The sequence below is a fragment of the Pseudomonas sp. SID14000 genome (assembly GCF_002165135.1).
Lineage (GTDB): Bacteria > Pseudomonadota > Gammaproteobacteria > Pseudomonadales > Pseudomonadaceae > Aquipseudomonas.
In genome coordinates, this window is record NZ_NFZQ01000001.1 from 446,527 (window position 1) to 462,857 (window position 16,331).

Sequence of the window (16,331 nt, forward strand, 5' to 3'; positions counted from 1 at the left end):
AAGCCCCGCCCGTGCCGCTGTGCACGGGCGTTCCCGCTCCCTGATCACCGCCAACACGAGGGTACTTCCATGTCCCAAGAATTCGATTACATCATCGTCGGCGCCGGTTCGGCCGGTAACACCCTGGCTACCCGCCTGACCGAAGACGCCGGCGTCACCGTACTGCTCCTGGAAGCCGGTGGCCCGGACTACCGCTTCGACTTCCGCACCCAGATGCCGGCCGCCCTGGCCTTCCCGCTGCAGGGCCGCCGCTACAACTGGGCCTACGAGACCGACCCGGAGCCGCACATGGACGGCCGCCGCATGGAATGTGGCCGCGGCAAGGGCCTGGGCGGTTCGTCGCTGATCAACGGCATGTGCTACATCCGCGGTAACGCCATGGACTTCGACGGCTGGGCAGAACTGCCAGGCCTGGAAGACTGGACCTACCTCGATTGCCTGCCGTACTTCCGTAAAGCCGAAACCCGCGACATCGGCCCGAACGACTACCACGGCGGCGAAGGCCCGGTCAGCGTGACCACGCCAAAAGCGGGCAACAACCCGCTGTTCCACGCCATGGTCGAAGCCGGCGTGCAGGCCGGTTACCCGCGCACCGAAGACCTCAACGGCTACCAGCAGGAAGGCTTCGGTCCGATGGACCGTACCGTGACCAAGAACGGTCGCCGCTCCAGCACCGCCCGCGGCTACCTGGACCAGGCCAAGAAGCGCCCGAACCTGACCATCGTCACCCACGCCCTGACTGACCGCGTGCTGTTCGACGGCAAGCGCGCCATCGGCGTGACCTACCTGGTCGGCGACAGCGAAGAGCGCGTCGAAGCCCGCGCCCGCAAGGAAGTGATCGTCAGCTCCGGCGCCATCGCTTCGCCGCAACTGCTGCAGCGTTCCGGCGTTGGCCCGCGCGCCCTGCTGGAAAGCCTCGACATCCCGGTGGTGCACGACCTGCCGGGCGTTGGCGAAAACCTGCAGGACCACCTGGAACTCTACCTGCAGTACGCGTGCACCCAACCAGTGTCGCTGTACCCGTCGCTGCTGTGGTGGAACCAGCCGGCCATCGGTGCCGAGTGGATGTTCAACGGCACCGGCATCGGCGCCAGCAACCAGTTCGAGGCCGGTGGTTTCATCCGTACCCGCCCTGAATTCAAGTGGCCGAACATCCAGTATCACTTCCTGCCGGTCGCCATCAACTACAACGGCTCCAACGGCGTGAAGGAACACGGCTTCCAGGCACACATGGGTTCGATGCGCTCGCCAAGCCGCGGCCGTATCAAGCTCAAGTCCAAGGACCCGCGCCAGCACCCGAGCATCCTGTTCAACTACATGGCCACCGAGCAGGACTGGCAGGAGTTCCGTGACGGCATCCGACTGACCCGCGAAATCATGGCCCAGCCGGCGCTGGACCCGTACCGTGGCCGCGAGATCAGCCCGGGCGCGCACGTGCAGACCGACGAAGAACTGGACAAGTTCATCCGCGAGCACGCCGAAACCGCCTTCCACCCATCCTGCTCGTGCAAGATGGGCACCGACGACATGGCGGTGGTCGATGGCGAAGGCCGAGTGCACGGCATGCAAGGCCTGCGTGTGGTCGATGCGTCGATCATGCCGATCATCATCACCGGCAACCTCAACGCCACCACGATCATGATCGCCGAGAAAATCTCGGACAAGATTCGTGGCCGCAAGCCGCTGCCGCGCAGCACCGCCAAGTACTACGTGGCCAACGGTGCACCGGTGAAGGGCAAGCCGATGCGTGAAGTGAAGCAGGCGTAATCCTGCACCGGCCTCTTCGCGGCTAAAGCCGTTCCCACAGGGCTCACACAGGTTTTGAAAACTGTGCAGTACCTGTGGGAGCGGGTTCACCCGCGAAAGGGCCCGCCCAGGCAACCCCAGAAAAGGCACCCACCGCGGTGCCTTTTCTTCATCTGCAGAAACGCTTTACAGCCTGCCAATTCATCAGGTTAGAATCATTTGGCACGCGACCTGCTAGCGACATGCTATCAAGTCCTCTCCCCCCGCTGTCCCCCGGAGTACCTGCCTTTGGATGCAAGCACCATCAACAGCCTGTTCCTGATCGGCGCATTGCTGGTGGGCGCAAGTATCCTGGTCAGTTCGCTGTCGTCGCGCCTGGGCATCCCTATCCTGGTCATCATCCTCGCCGTCGGCATGGTCGCCGGGGTCGATGGTGGCGGCATCATCTTCAACAACTACCCGACCGCCTACCTGGTGGGCAACCTGGCTCTGGCCGTGATCCTGCTCGACGGCGGCCTGCGCACACGGGTGGCAAGCTTCCGCGTGGCGCTGTGGCCGGCGCTGTCACTGGCCACCATCGGCGTGATGATCACCACCGCCCTCACCGGCGTGGCCGCCGCCTGGCTGTTCAACCTGAGTCTGATCCAGGGCCTGCTGATCGGCGCCATCGTCGGCTCCACAGACGCTGCTGCAGTATTCTCGCTGCTAGGTGGCAAAGGCCTGAATGAACGGGTCAGTGCCACTCTGGAAATCGAATCGGGCAGCAACGACCCAATGGCGGTGTTCCTCACCGTCACGCTGATCGATATGATCGCCAGTGGCCAGACAGGCCTGCACTGGAGCCTGCTAGGGCACGTGCTACGCGAGTTCGGTATCGGCGGGCTGGTGGGCCTGGGCGGCGGCTGGCTGATGTTGCAACTGGTCAACCGCATCAAGCTGGCTGGCGGCCTGTACCCCATTCTGGTGATAGCCGGCGGCCTGGTGGTGTTCTCGCTGACCAACGCCTTGCACGGCAGCGGCTTCCTTGCCGTGTACCTGTGCGGCCTGGTGCTCGGCAACAAGCCGATCCGCAGCCGCCACGGCATCCTGCACATGCTCGACGGCATGGCCTGGCTGGCGCAGATTGGCATGTTCCTGGTATTGGGGTTGCTGGTCACGCCACACGATCTGCTGCCCATCGCCCTGCCGGCGCTGGGCTTGGCGCTATGGATGATCCTGGTGGCGCGCCCGCTGTCGGTGGTCGCCGCCCTGCTGCCGTTCAAAGCCTTCCACGGCCGTGAGAAAGGCTTCATTTCCTGGGTCGGCCTGCGCGGTGCGGTGCCGATCATCCTCGCGGTGTTCCCACTGATGGCCGGCCTGCCGGGCGCCCAGTTGTTCTTCAACCTGGCCTTCTTCATCGTGCTGGTGTCGCTGCTGGTGCAAGGCACCAGCCTGCCGTGGGTGGCCAAGTTGCTGAAAGTGACGGTACCGCCAGACCCGGCGCCAATCTCCCGCTCCGCCCTGGAAGTGCACATCACCAGCGAGTGGGAAATGTTCGTCTACCGCCTGGGCGCCGAAAAGTGGTGCATCGGCGCCGCCCTGCGCGAGCTGAAAATGCCCGAAGGCACGCGGATTGCCGCACTGTTCCGCGGCGAAAAGCTGCTGCACCCCTCAGGCAGCACCGTGCTGGAAGTCGGTGACATGCTCTGCGTGATCGGCCACGAGCACAACCTCCCGGCCTTGGGCAAACTGTTCAGCCAGGCACCACAACGTGGCCTTGACCTGCGTTTCTTTGGCGACTTCGTGCTCGAAGGCGATGCCGAACTGGGTGCGGTGGCAGCGCTTTACGGCCTGAAACTCGACGGCCTGGACGCGAAAATGCCGCTGGCCCAGTTCATCCGACAGAAGGTCGGAGGCGCTCCAGTAGTAGGTGACCAGGTCGAATGGCATGGCACGATCTGGACCGTGGCCACCATGGACGGGAACAAGATCCAGAAAGTAGGCGTCAGATTCCCCGAAGGAACGCGACCCGGACCTGGATTGTTCCTCTAAACTTCGTTTCTGCCGGATCCACAAGTAGTCTGCCTATGTCCCTGCGCGTGTACCTCCGCACAGCCCTGCTCGGGCTGTGCCTGTCTCTCTCTTTTGCAGCTACCGCGGCAGAAGCCCCGACCACCGCCAGCATCCAGAACAGCCTCGACAAGATCGCCGAGCGCAAGCTGCCCGAGGCTGAGCAGAAAGCCCTGCAACAGGTGCTGGAGCAAACCCTCAGCCTGCTCACCAGCAAGGAAGACAACGAGAAGAAACTCGCCGCGCTGAAGCAGCAGTTGACCAGCGCACCGAAGGAAACCAGCGACAGCCAGCGCGAACTGGCCAGGCTCAAGGAAAGCAAGCCACAGCCGGTAGCCCAGCGTTACGCCACACTCACCGTGCCGCAACTGGAACAGATGCTCAGCGAACGCAGCACCCAGCAGGGCGAGCTGCAGAAGGCGCTGTCCGAAGCCAACAGCCTGATCATCAACTCGCAGACCCGCCCGGAACGCGCCCAAGCCGAAATCAGCAACAGCCAGGCGCGCACCCAGCAGATCAACAACATCCTCAAGACCGGCAAAGATGCCAGCAAACCGATCAACACCGACCAGCGTAACCAGCTCAATGCCGAACTGGCCTCACTCAACGCGCTGACCCTGCTGCGCCGCCAGGAGCTGGCCGGCAACAGCCTGCTGCAAGACTTGGGCAACGCCCGCCACGACCTGCTGATCGAGCGCGCCGCGCGCCTGGAGCAGGAAATCCAGGACCTGCAGACCCTGATCAACGACAAGCGCCTGGCCCAGTCCCAGGAAGCGGTCACCCAGCAGTCGATCGAGGCCCAGAAAGCCGGCGGCAGCAGCCTGCTGGCCACCGAAAGCGCGGTCAACCTCAAGCTCTCCGACTATCTGCTGAAAAGCACCGACCGCCTCAACGAACTGACCCAGCAGAACCTGCGCACCAAGCAGCAGCTGGACAGCCTGACCCAGGCCGATCAGGCGCTGGACGAGCAGATCAACGTACTCAAGGGCAGCCTGCTGCTGTCAAAGATCCTCTACAAGCAGAAGCAGACCCTGCCACACCTCAAGGTCGACCGCGACCTGGCCGACCAGATCGCCGACACCCGCCTTTACCAGTTCGAGGTCAACCAGCAACGCGAGCAGATGAGCAGCCCGGTCACCTATGTCGACAAACTGCTGGCAGCCCAGCCGCAGGAAGAGGTGACGCCCCAGTTGCGCAAGGCTCTGCTGGAAGTGGCGATTACCCGCAGCGACCTGCTGGAGCGGCTGAACCGCGAGCTGTCGGCGCTGCTGAACGAATCGATCACCCTGCAGCTCAACCAGAAACAGCTGCTGGGCACTGCCCAGAGCCTGCGCACCACCCTCGACGAACAGATGTTCTGGATCCCTAGCAACAAGCCGCTGGACTGGGACTGGCTGCGCTATGTGCCAGAGCGCCTGGCCGACCAGGTGGCCAACCTGCCGTGGGGCTCGGGCCTGAAGGAACTGGCCGACGGCCTGAGCCAACGCCCGTTGCTGTTCCTGCCACTGCTGTTGGTGATCGGCGCCCTGCTGTGGCGGCGCAAGTACCTGTACCAGCGGCTGGGCAAGGTACACCAGGACATCGGCCACTTCCGCCGTGACAGCCAGTGGCACACCCCCCAGGCGATCCTCATCAACATCCTGCTGGCGATGCCGGTCAGCCTGGGCCTGGCCCTGTGCAGCTACGCCCTGCAGATCGACGCCCGCGGGCAGAATGCCAACCTCGGCGCCGCCCTCTGGCAACTGGCCCAGGCCTGGCTGGTGTTCTATACCGCCTACCGTATCCTTGCCCCGGGTGGCGTGGCGGAAATCCACTTCCGTTGGCACAAGCCGCAGGTCGAGTTCCTGCGCGGCTGGGTGCGCCGTCTGGGCACCGTGGTACTGGCACTGGTCGGCGTGGTAGCGGTGGCCGAACATCAGCCTTCGGCGCTGGCCGATGATGTGCTGGGTATCGGCGTGGTACTGACCTGCTACGCACTGATGGCCTGGCTGCTCAGCCGCCTGCTGCTCAGCAGCCCGGCGCACCGCGACACCTCGCTGTTCCGCAAGGCCGTGGGCGTGGCCTTCACCGCCCTGCCCATTGCCCTGTTCGTGGCCGTGTGCTTCGGCTACTACTACACCGCGCTGAAACTTACCGACCGGCTGATCTACACCTTGTATCTGCTGCTGTTCTGGCTGGTAATCGAAGCCGCGTTCGTGCGTGGCCTGTCGGTAGCGGCACGGCGCCTGGCCTACCAGCGCGCGCTGAGCAAGCGGGCGGCGGCCAAGGAAGGGCTGGATGGCGAAGTCATCACCGAAGAGCCAACGCTGGACATCGAACAGGTCAACCAGCAGTCGCTGCGCCTGATCCGCCTGGCCCTGCTTGGCGGTTTCATCGCCGGCCTGTACTGGGTGTGGTCTGACCTGATCTCGGTGTTCGCCTACCTCAACAACTTCGTCCTCTATGAGTACACCAGCGGCACCGGCGCCGCCGCCAGCATGGTGCCGATCAGTCTCGGTGACCTGCTGGGCGCACTGGTGATCGTCGGCATCACTTTTGCCCTGGCCGGCAACTTGCCGGGCCTGCTGGAAGTGCTGGTGCTGTCACGCCTGAACCTGGCCCAGGGCAGCGCCTACGCCACCACCACGCTGTTGTCATACACCATCGTCGGTATTGGCATCGTCAGCACCCTGTCGACCCTGGGGGTCAGCTGGGACAAGCTGCAATGGCTGGTGGCCGCGCTGTCGGTGGGCCTGGGCTTCGGCATGCAGGAAATCTTCGCCAACTTCATCTCCGGCATCATGATCCTGTTCGAACGCCCGGTGCGCATCGGCGACACCATCACCATCGGCAACCTGTCGGGCACGGTGAGCAAGATCCGCATCCGCGCCACCACCATTACCGACTTCGACCGCAAGGACATCATCGTCCCCAACAAGACCTTCATCACCGGCCAGTTGATCAACTGGTCACTGACCGACACGGTCACCCGGGTAACGCTGAAGCTGGGCATCGACTATGGCTCCGACCTGGACCTGGTGCGCGACCTGCTGCTCAAGGGTGCCCACGAAAACCCGCGCGTGCTCAAGGACCCGGAGCCGATCGTGTACTTCCTCAACTTCGGCGAGAGCTCGCTGGACCACGAGCTGCGTATGCACGTGCGGGACCTGGGCGACCGCAACCCGACGCTGGACGAGATCAACCGCTACATCAACCGCGAGTTCAAGGCGCACAACATCAAGATCTCGGTGCGCCAGGTCGAGGTGTTCCTGATGGATCCGAAGGGCGGCAAACAGCAGCTGATTCCGGTGGAACAGCCGAAACCGGATGGCACTGCTTCGGCCTGAGAGGGCTCTAATACTTTATTCTGTGCAGAATCCCTGCTAGGGCTTCGCCCTCGTTCGCAGGCTTGCCCGCGAAGGGCCGCAAAGCGGCCCCAGTCCATCAATTTCTGGAGCCGGCCCCGTGAAAGCCCTCGACCAACTCACCTTCGACAACCGCTTCGCCCGCCTGGGCGATGCGTTCTCCACCCAGGTCCTGCCCGAACCCATCGCAGAACCACGCCTGGTGGTAGCGAGCGAGTCGGCCATGGCCCTGCTCGATCTCGACCCTGCCCAGGCCGAGCTACCGGTTTTCGCCGAACTGTTCAGCGGCCACAAGCTGTGGGAAGAGGCCGACCCACGGGCGATGGTCTATTCCGGCCACCAGTTCGGCTCCTACAACCCACGCCTGGGCGATGGCCGTGGCCTGCTGCTGGCCGAAGTACTCAACGATGCCGGCGAACACTGGGACCTGCACCTCAAGGGTGCCGGCCAGACCCCATACTCACGCATGGGCGACGGCCGCGCCGTGCTGCGCTCGTCGATCCGCGAATTCCTCGCCTCCGAAGCCCTGCATGCCCTCGGCATCCCCACCAGCCGGGCACTGTGCGTGATCGGCTCCAGCACCCCGGTGTGGCGCGAAACCCGCGAAAGTGCCGCCATGCTGACCCGTCTGGCGCAGAGCCACGTGCGCTTCGGCCATTTCGAGTATTTCTACTACACCAGACAGCCCGAGCAGCAGCGGGTACTGATCGACCACGTGCTGGAGCAGCACTACCCCGAATGCCGTGATGCCGAGCAGCCGTACCTGGCCATGTTCCGCACCATCGTCGAACGCAATGCCGAACTGACCGCCCTGTGGCAGGCCTATGGTTTCTGCCACGGGGTGATGAACACCGACAACATGTCGATCCTCGGCATCACCTTCGACTTCGGCCCATACGCCTTCCTCGATGACTTCGACGCCAACTTCATCTGCAACCACTCCGACGACCGTGGCCGCTACAGCTACGCCAACCAGGTACCGATCGCCCACTGGAACCTCAGTGCACTGGCCCAGGCGCTGACCACAGTGATCGAAGTCGAACCACTCAAGGAAGCGCTGGCCCTGTTCCTGCCGCTGTACCAGGCACACTACCTGGACCTGATGCGCCGGCGCCTGGGTCTGACCACCGCGGAAGAGGACGACATGGCGTTGGTCGAGCGCCTGCTGCAGCGCATGCAGAGCGGTGGTGTGGACTACAACCTGTTCTTCCGCAAGCTGGGCGATCAGCCCGTGGCCGAGGCGCTGAAGGTGGTGCGTGACGACTTCATCGACCTGGCCGGTTTCGATGCCTGGGGGGCGGACTACCTGGCCCGCTGCGAGCGCGAAGCGGATAATGCCGAAGGGCGGCGTGAGCGCATGCATGCGGTGAACCCGCTGTACGTGCTGCGCAACTACCTGGCACAGAAAGCCATCGAAGCGGCCGAAGCGGGGGATTACAGTGAAGTGCGTCGGCTGCATCAGGTGCTGAGCCGCCCGTTTGAAGAACAGACCGCGATGCAAGCCTACGCCGAGCGCCCGCCGGAATGGGGCAAGCATCTGGAAATCAGCTGCTCTTCCTGATTGACGCCGAACCCTGTGGGAGCGGCCTTGTGTCGCGATGGGCTGCAAAGCAGCCCCAAAATCTCAAGGAAACAACATGTCCGAACCACTGGTAATTCCCTGCCCTCACTGCAACGGCCTCAACCGCCTGCCCGCCGAGCGCCTGGGCGACGCGCCGAAATGCGGCCGCTGCAAACAGGACGTGCTGCTCAGCACCCCCTTCGAACTCACCGAAGCCAGTTACGCCAGCCAGATCAAAGGCGACCTGCCACTGCTGGTCGACATCTGGGCCGACTGGTGCGGCCCGTGCAAGTCCTTCGCCCCCACCTTCGAACAGGCCGCCCGCCAGCTGGCCGGTCGCTGCCGCCTGGCCAAGCTCGACAGCGAAGCCAACCGCAACCTGGCCGGGCAACTGGGCATCCGCTCGATTCCCAGTCTGCTGCTGTTCAAGAACGGCCGTGAAGTCAGCCGTCAGGCTGGGGCGTTTCCACTCCAGTCGTTGCTGGAGTGGTTGCGTAGCCAGGGGGTTTAGTTCTCAAGCACTCGCCAGCAGCGACTCATAGGGGATGCGAAGGCCATCATGCAGGCGCTTGATCATGGAAAGGCTCAATCCACGCTTTCCATTCAAGACTTCCGAGACTCTCCCGCTTGGACCAATGAAGGGTTCTAGATCACGCGGTGTGAGCCCCTGCTGATCCATGCAGAACTTGATGGCCTCGATGGGGTTAGCCGGGTGGATGGGGTAGTGCTTGTTCTCGTACACCTCGATCAGTGTCACAAGCACTTCCATTTCATCGGCTTCTGGCGTTCCCGCTTCAGCCTGAAAAATGCTTTCAAGCCGCTGGAATGCTGCTCGCAAATCATCATCGTTGCGGATTGGCTTAATATTCACAGATTGTCTCCACGTCAATCTCGTCATATCGCTTATGCGTACCGACGAACTTCACCCAGGCAATACCGGCTCGATACTGCATCTCGACTACAAGCCGGTACTTGTTACCCCCGATGTTGAAGACCACGCGGTTGTTGCCACATATGCTGGCGCTGCCAATCTGATCCTTTACATCCTGCGGCGTTCGCCAGATGGCTTTGATGGCCATGTCGTGCCAGCTTTCCAAGGGGGCTTTGGCATCCTCATGTCCGGGCAAACCCCAGAACTTCACCAAGGTGCTTTTGGCAATGACGCGCATCCAAGCATATCTCCCGTTTTGGGAGATTATGAGCGGTAGTCACCCTTCCTGCAAGCGACAAGAAATAACGCTCACTCGCAGCGTTCGAGCAAATCGTGCAACTCGACAAACTGCTGGGTCAGCTTGTGCCTGGGCTCCAGGTGAATCAGCGGCAGGCTGGCATGGTGCGACTCACGCATCTTCACCGAACTGCCCAGGTACACCGGTAGCACCGGCAGCCCTTCGGCCAGCAGCTCGTCGAGCATCTGCTGTGGCAGGCTGGCGCGGGACTGGAACTGGTTGACCACGATGCCTTCGACCACCAGGTCTTCGTTGTGGTCGTCCTTGAGTTCTTCGATCTCGGCTAGCAGGCCATACAGGGCCTGGCGCGAGAAGCTGTCGCAGTCGAAAGGAATCAGCACGCGATCGGCGGCGATCAGTGCGGAAACCGCATAGAAGTTAAGCGCTGGCGGGGTATCGATGTAAATGCGCTCGTAGTCCTCGTCCAGTTCGTCGAGCAACTTACGCAGCTTGTTGATCTTGTGCTTCGCCTCAAGCTTCGGCTGCAGATCGGCCAGCTCGGCCGTGGCGGTGACTACGTGCAGGTTGTCGAACGGGGTTTCGTAGATATCGACCTGGTTCTTCTTGCTGAACGGCCCGCTGGACAGGCTTTGCTTGAAGAAATCGGCGATGCCCATAGGGATATCCTCGCCGGTCAGGCCAGTCAGATACTGGGTCGAGTTGGCCTGGGCATCCAGGTCGATCAGCAAGGTCCGATAACCTTCGCTGGCGCTCACCGCCGCCAGGTTGCAAGCGATGCTCGACTTGCCCACACCACCTTTCTGATTGAACACCACGCGCCGCATGATAGACCTCCGTGTATCAACGAATGCCCGAGTATGTGGTGCGGCTGCGGCAATGACCAGTGCCATTTGACCCGCATTACCCTTGGCCGACCACCTGCCCCGTCAATAGCTCGGCGAATGCCTTGGCCATCGCCGAAGCCCCACGCTCACGCTGTACCAGCCACACCGCCGACATCGCCCCTTCATCCATCAGGGTGCGATAAACCACCCCCTCGATGCGCATACGCTGGAACGACGCCGGCAACACCGACACCCCAAGCCCTGCCGATACCAGGCCGATGATGGTCATCGCCTCCCCCGCCTCCTGGGCAAAATGCGGGCTGAAACCCGCCTGGCGCGCCAGGCTCAGCAACTGCGCGTGCAACCCGCTGCCATAGCTGCGCGGGAAGAACACGAACGGCTCATTGGCCAGGGCGGCCATGTACACGCCGTGCTCCGTGCCTTCGGCCAATGGATGCGAGGCATTGATCACCGCCACCAGCGGCTCGCGAAACAGTTCGGTGGTCACCAACCCTTCTGGCAGCGGCATCGGCCGCATCAGCCCGACCTCGATGGACTCGTCGAACACCCCTTCTGCAACGTCGCGACTGCTCATTTCCTTGAGGTTCAGGTGCACCGCCGGGAAGCGCTGGCGAAACGCGTGGATGGCCTTGGGAATCTTCGAGGTGAACGGTGCCGAGGAGGTAAAGCCGATCTTCATCTCCCCCAGCTCCCCCAACTGCGCACGCCGGGCGACATCGGCGGCCTTTTCCACCTGCGCCAGTACCTGGCGGGCTTCCTCGAGGAACAACCGCCCCGCCTCGCTCAGCTCGACCCGACGGTTGGTACGCTCGAACAGCCGGGCCCCCAGTTCCTGCTCCAGCGCCTGGATCTGCTGACTCAAGGGTGGCTGCGAAATGCCCAGCTGCTGGGCGGCGCGGCCAAAGTGCAGCTCTTCGGCCACGGCGATGAAGTAACGCAAATGGCGCAGTTCCATGATCGGCTCCGAACAGGTCGTAAAACATCTTAAATAGGTCGAACAATATATTGGATCTAATCATTAGCCAGCTATATGCTTTTTTCATTGCGCCAGAGGTACCCGCCCGTGAAAACTGCTGTAGCTCCCCTTCCTGCCGAGCCAGAGCCTGCCCCGCTGAGCGAAATGTGGATCGAAAAAGGCACACCCGCCTTCATGAAGACTGTGCTGGCGTTATTCAGCGGCGGCTTCGCCACCTTCGCCCTGCTGTACTGCGTACAGCCGATGATGCCGTTGCTGTCGAAGGAATTTGCCATCAATGCGGCGCAGAGCAGCCTGGTGCTGTCGGTCTCCACAGCCATGCTGGCGTTCGGCCTGCTGATCACCGGGCCAATCTCCGACCGCATCGGGCGCAAGCCGGTGATGGTGTTTGCCCTGGTCTGCGCCGCCCTTTCCACCCTGGCCAGCGCTGTGATGCCGAGCTGGGAGCTGGTACTGGCCTCCCGCGCCCTGGTCGGCCTGTCGCTGAGCGGCCTGGCGGCGGTGGCGATGACCTACCTGAGCGAAGAGATCCACCCGCAGCACATCGGCCTGGCCATGGGCCTGTACATCGGCGGCAATGCCATTGGCGGCATGAGCGGGCGCCTGATCACCGGCGTACTGATCGACTTCGTCAGCTGGCACACGGCGATGCTGACCATTGGCGGCCTGGCCCTGGTGGCGGCGCTGGTGTTCTGGAAGGTGCTGCCCGAATCGCGCAATTTCCGCCCACAGACGATGAACCCACGCAGCCTGCTGGATGGCTTCGTCATGCACTTCAGGGATGCCGGCCTGCCCTGGCTGTTCCTCGAAGCCTTCCTGCTGATGGGCGCCTTCGTCACCCTGTTCAACTACATCGGCTACCGCCTGCTGGCCGAGCCCTACCACATGAACCAGGCGCTGGTCGGCTTGCTGTCGGTGGTGTACCTGTCGGGCATCTACAGTTCGGCGCAGGTCGGCGCGCTGGCCGACAAGCTGGGTCGGCGCAAGGTGTTCTGGGCCAGTATCGTGGTGATGGCGGGCGGCTTGCTGATGACCCTGGCCAGCCCGTTGGTGATGGTGATCGTTGGGATGCTGGTGTTCACCTTTGGCTTCTTCGGTGCGCACTCGGTGGCCAGCAGCTGGATCGGCCGCAGGGCTTTGAAGGCCAAGGGACAGGCGTCGTCGCTGTACCTGTTCAGCTATTACGCCGGGTCGAGTGTGGCCGGTACGGCGGGCGGGGTGTTCTGGCACCAGTGGGGCTGGAATGGCATCGGGCTGTTCATTGGCAGCCTGCTGGTGGTGGCGTTGCTGGTGGCGTTGCACCTGAGCAGGCTGCCACCGAAAACTGCTTGAGGCCCATTCGCGGGTAAACCCGCTCCCACAGGGACCTCGCTACATCTGAGGGTAGCGCTGTACCGGTGGGAGCGGGTTCACCCGTGAAGAGGCCAGTGGCTCAGTTGATGAGCTCGACCCTATCCACATCCACTTCCCGGCTCATCAGGTGCTTCTCCACCTCACCGGTCAGCTTGACCTTGGTCTTGTCGTTGAACGGCGTCGGCGGCAGGTCTTCATCATCGATTTCCACGGTGATGGTGCCGGTGTTGTCCTTGAATTCGTACTTGTCGTCGTTGTTGATCTTCTTGGTCACAAAGCCCTGCAGCACCACTGGGGTGTCGTCGGCAGCATCGTTGGCCGCAACTACGGTGGTAACCGACTGGGCGCCGGGGCCGGTATAACCGGCAGCCAGGGCCGCAGTGCTGAACAAGGGAGCGAGGATGAACGCAAGATAACGTGTTTTCATGAGAATCAGGTCCTGTTTCGGTTTCGATGGGACCAGATTAACGACGATCGCTGAATTAAAACTTAATGCAACAAAAAGCCCGGCACATGGCCGGGCTTGCGTACTCAGCGGTCAATTCACTGATGGTACTGCGCCGACAGCTCATGCACGGCGTTGATGAACACGCCAGCGTGCTCCGGGTCGACTTCCGGGGTGATGCCGTGGCCCAGGTTGAATACATGGCCTGTGCCGTGGCCATAGCTGGCCAGAATGCGCGCCACTTCCTTGCGGATGGCCTCGGGCTTGGCATACAGCACGGTCGGGTCCATGTTGCCCTGCAGCGCCACCTTGTCACCCACGCGGCGGCGGGCATCGCCGATCTCGCAGGTCCAGTCCAGGCCCAGCGCGTCGGCACCGGCTTCGGCGATGCTTTCCAGCCACAGGCCGCCGTTCTTGGTGAACAGGATCACCGGCACCTTGCGCCCCTCGTGCTCGCGGATCAGGCCGCTGACGATCTTGCGCATATAGGCCAGGGAGAACTCCTGGTAAGCCGCCGCCGACAGGTTACCACCCCAGGTGTCGAAAATCTGCACGGCCTGGGCGCCGGCAAGGATCTGGCCGTTGAGGTAGCTGGTGACCGACTGGGCCAGCTTGTCCAGCAGCAGGTGCAGGGCCTGCGGGTTGTCGTAGGCCATGGCCTTGGTCTTGCGGAAGTCCTTCGACGAGCCGCCTTCGACCATGTAGGTGGCCAGGGTCCACGGGCTGCCGGAGAAGCCGATCAGCGGCACGCGGCCGTTCAGTTCACGGCGGATGGTGCTGACCGCGTCCATCACGTAGCCAAGGTCTTTCTGCGGGTCGGGGATTGGCAGCGCTTCGATGTCGGCCGGGGTGCTGATGACCTTCTTGAAACGCGGGCCTTCGCCGCTTTCGAAGTACAGGCCCAGGCCCATCGCGTCGGGGATGGTGAGGATGTCCGAGAACAGGATCGCCGCGTCCAGAGGGTAGCGGTCCAGCGGCTGCAGGGTCACCTCGCAGGCGAACTGCGGGTTCATGCACAGGCTCATGAAGTCACCGGCCTTGGCGCGGCTGGCGCGGTACTCCGGCAGGTAGCGGCCGGCCTGGCGCATCATCCACACCGGGGTGACGTCTACGGGTTGCTTGAGCAGTGCACGCAGGAAACGATCGTTCTTCAGGGCAGTCATGTCGGCATCCGGAAAAATAGTGCGGGCATTTTCTCAGACGCCAGCGCAAAAGGCACGGTCAAGGCCATGCGTTTTGTCTATTGGATGCCATGGATCAAGGATTTTTGTATACAAAAATGCCGTTGGGGCTGCTTTGCAGCCTATCGCGACGCAAGGCCGCTCCCACATGAGGAATGCATTTCCCTGTGGGAGCGGCCTTGTGTCGCGAAAGGGCCGCGAAGCGGCCCCGATAATCAATCAGACTTCCAAGTAGTCCAGGATACCCTCAGCAGCAGTACGTCCTTCGAAGATAGCCGTCACCACCAGGTCCGACCCGCGCACCATGTCGCCACCGGCAAACACTTTCGGGTTGCTGGTCTGGTGCTTGAACTTGCCCTTCTCAGGGGCCACAACGCGGCCCTGGCTGTCCAGCTGGATGCCATGCTGCTCGAACCACGGCGCCGGGCTTGGGCGGAAGCCGAAGGCGATGACCACGGCATCGGCCGGCAGGATCTCTTCGGACCCCGGGATCGGTTCGGGGCTGCGACGGCCACGGGCATCCGGTTCGCCAAGACGGGTCTCGACCACTTTCACGCCTTCGACCTTGTCCTCGCCGACAATGGCGATAGGCTGGCGGTTGTAGAGGAACTTCACGCCCTCTTCCTTGGCGTTCTTCACCTCGCGACGCGAACCCGGCATGTTGGCCTCGTCACGGCGATAGGCGCAGGTCACCGACTTGGCGCCCTGGCGGATCGAGGTGCGGTTGCAGTCCATTGCAGTGTCACCACCGCCCAGCACCACCACCTTCTTGCCCTGCATGTCGACGAAGTCTTCCGGCGACTTCTCGAAGCCCAGGTTGCGGTTGACGTTGGCGATCAGGAAGTCCAGCGCGTCATGCACGCCCGGCAGGTCCTCGCCCGGGAAGCCGCCCTTCATGTAAGTGTAGGTACCCATGCCCATGAACACTGCGTCGTACTCGGCGAGCAGTTGCTCCATGGTCACGTCCTTGCCCACCTCGGTGTTCAGGCGGAACTCGATGCCCATGCCGGTGAACACTTCTCGGCGGTTGCTGAGCACGGTCTTTTCCAGCTTGAACTCGGGAATACCGAAGGTCAGCAGGCCGCCGATTTCCGGGTTGCGGTCGAACACCACCGGGGTCACGCCGGCACGTACCAGCACGTCGGCACAGCCCAGGCCGGCTGGGCCGGCGCCGATGATGGCGACGCGCTTGCCGGTTGGCTTGACCTTGGACATGTCCGGGCGCCAGCCCATGGCGAAGGCGGTGTCGGTGATGTACTTCTCCACCGAGCCGATGGTAACCGCGCCGAAGCCGTCGTTCAGGGTGCAGGCACCCTCGCACAGGCGGTCCTGCGGGCATACGCGGCCGCACACTTCCGGCAGGGTGTTGGTCTGGTGCGACAGCTCCGCCGCGGCCAGGATGTTGCCTTCGGAGACCAGCTTCAACCAATTGGGGATGAAGTTGTGTACCGGGCACTTCCACTCGCAATACGGGTTACCGCAGCCCAGGCAGCGGTGCGCCTGCTCCACGGACTGCTGCGGCTTGAACGGCTCGTAGATTTCCACGAACTCCTTCTTGCGCTGGCGCAGCAGCTTTTTCTTCGGGTCCTTGCGGCCCACTTCGATGAACTGGAAGTCGTTGTTCAGACGTTCAGCCATTTT

13 protein-coding genes are annotated in these 16,331 nt (G+C 62.8%); 6 read left to right on the forward strand and 7 right to left on the reverse strand.

From position 1 onward, the window contains the following. Positions 1 to 69: 69 nt before the first annotated feature. The 5 genes from betA to trxC all read left to right on the forward strand — a co-directional run bounded on the left by betA (position 70) and on the right by trxC (position 9,211). On the forward strand, positions 70 to 1,767 hold the full coding sequence (gene betA / locus CAY82_RS02005; RefSeq protein ID WP_087499716.1) for a choline dehydrogenase: 1,698 nt from the start codon (positions 70 to 72) through the stop codon (positions 1,765 to 1,767). A 267-nt stretch (positions 1,768 to 2,034) separates the two neighbouring features. Beyond that, positions 2,035 to 3,777: a potassium/proton antiporter gene (locus CAY82_RS02010; protein ID WP_087499717.1), complete on the forward strand. Its 1,743-nt coding sequence runs from the start codon at positions 2,035 to 2,037 to the stop codon at positions 3,775 to 3,777. A gap of 35 nt (positions 3,778 to 3,812) precedes the next feature. Continuing rightward, complete coding sequence (mscK, locus tag CAY82_RS02015) at positions 3,813 to 7,121, forward strand: mechanosensitive channel MscK (RefSeq protein ID WP_087499718.1); 3,309 nt, start codon at positions 3,813 to 3,815, stop codon at positions 7,119 to 7,121. 118 nt (positions 7,122 to 7,239) lie between these two features. Further along, positions 7,240 to 8,700 (forward strand): protein adenylyltransferase SelO, encoded by a 1,461-nt coding sequence (selO, locus tag CAY82_RS02020; protein ID WP_087499719.1) that lies wholly within the window; start codon positions 7,240 to 7,242, stop codon positions 8,698 to 8,700. Positions 8,701 to 8,776: 76 nt separating this feature from the next. Next, entirely contained in the window at positions 8,777 to 9,211 is a 435-nt protein-coding gene (trxC, locus tag CAY82_RS02025) for a thioredoxin TrxC (protein WP_013974593.1), read from the forward strand. A 3-nt stretch (positions 9,212 to 9,214) separates the two neighbouring features. On the opposite strand, the gene CAY82_RS02030 is transcribed toward trxC, so the two are convergent. From CAY82_RS02030 to CAY82_RS02045, 4 genes are all read right to left on the reverse strand, one after another. Then, entirely contained in the window at positions 9,215 to 9,571 is a 357-nt protein-coding gene (locus CAY82_RS02030) for a type II toxin-antitoxin system HigA family antitoxin (protein ID WP_087499720.1), read from the reverse strand. Continuing rightward, positions 9,561 to 9,869 carry a type II toxin-antitoxin system HigB family toxin gene (locus CAY82_RS02035; RefSeq protein WP_087499721.1) on the reverse strand — a complete coding sequence of 103 codons (309 nt, stop codon included), beginning with the start codon at positions 9,867 to 9,869 and terminating at the stop codon, positions 9,561 to 9,563. Before CAY82_RS02035 ends, CAY82_RS02030 begins: the two co-directional genes overlap by 11 nt. Before the next feature lie 71 nt (positions 9,870 to 9,940). Further along, positions 9,941 to 10,714 (reverse strand): ParA family protein, encoded by a 774-nt coding sequence (locus tag CAY82_RS02040; RefSeq protein ID WP_087499722.1) that lies wholly within the window; start codon positions 10,712 to 10,714, stop codon positions 9,941 to 9,943. A gap of 76 nt (positions 10,715 to 10,790) precedes the next feature. Next, positions 10,791 to 11,690, reverse strand: a complete 900-nt coding sequence (locus tag CAY82_RS02045) for a LysR family transcriptional regulator (protein WP_087499723.1) — start codon at positions 11,688 to 11,690, stop codon at positions 10,791 to 10,793. A gap of 165 nt (positions 11,691 to 11,855) precedes the next feature. On the opposite strand from CAY82_RS02045, the gene CAY82_RS02050 reads away from it, so the two are divergent. Next, positions 11,856 to 13,043: an MFS transporter gene (locus CAY82_RS02050; protein ID WP_256576215.1), complete on the forward strand. Its 1,188-nt coding sequence runs from the start codon at positions 11,856 to 11,858 to the stop codon at positions 13,041 to 13,043. Positions 13,044 to 13,143: 100 nt separating this feature from the next. Here the strand turns inward: CAY82_RS02050 and CAY82_RS02055 are convergent, their stop codons facing one another. From CAY82_RS02055 to CAY82_RS02065, 3 genes are all read right to left on the reverse strand, one after another. Beyond that, on the reverse strand, positions 13,144 to 13,491 hold the full coding sequence (locus CAY82_RS02055; RefSeq protein ID WP_087499725.1) for a YgiW/YdeI family stress tolerance OB fold protein: 348 nt from the start codon (positions 13,489 to 13,491) through the stop codon (positions 13,144 to 13,146). 116 nt (positions 13,492 to 13,607) lie between these two features. Then, on the reverse strand, positions 13,608 to 14,672 hold the full coding sequence (gene hemE / locus CAY82_RS02060) for a uroporphyrinogen decarboxylase (RefSeq protein WP_025340953.1): 1,065 nt from the start codon (positions 14,670 to 14,672) through the stop codon (positions 13,608 to 13,610). A 237-nt stretch (positions 14,673 to 14,909) separates the two neighbouring features. Next, positions 14,910 to 16,328, reverse strand: a complete 1,419-nt coding sequence (locus CAY82_RS02065) for an FAD-dependent oxidoreductase (protein ID WP_013974599.1) — start codon at positions 16,326 to 16,328, stop codon at positions 14,910 to 14,912. Positions 16,329 to 16,331: the final 3 nt, after the last annotated feature.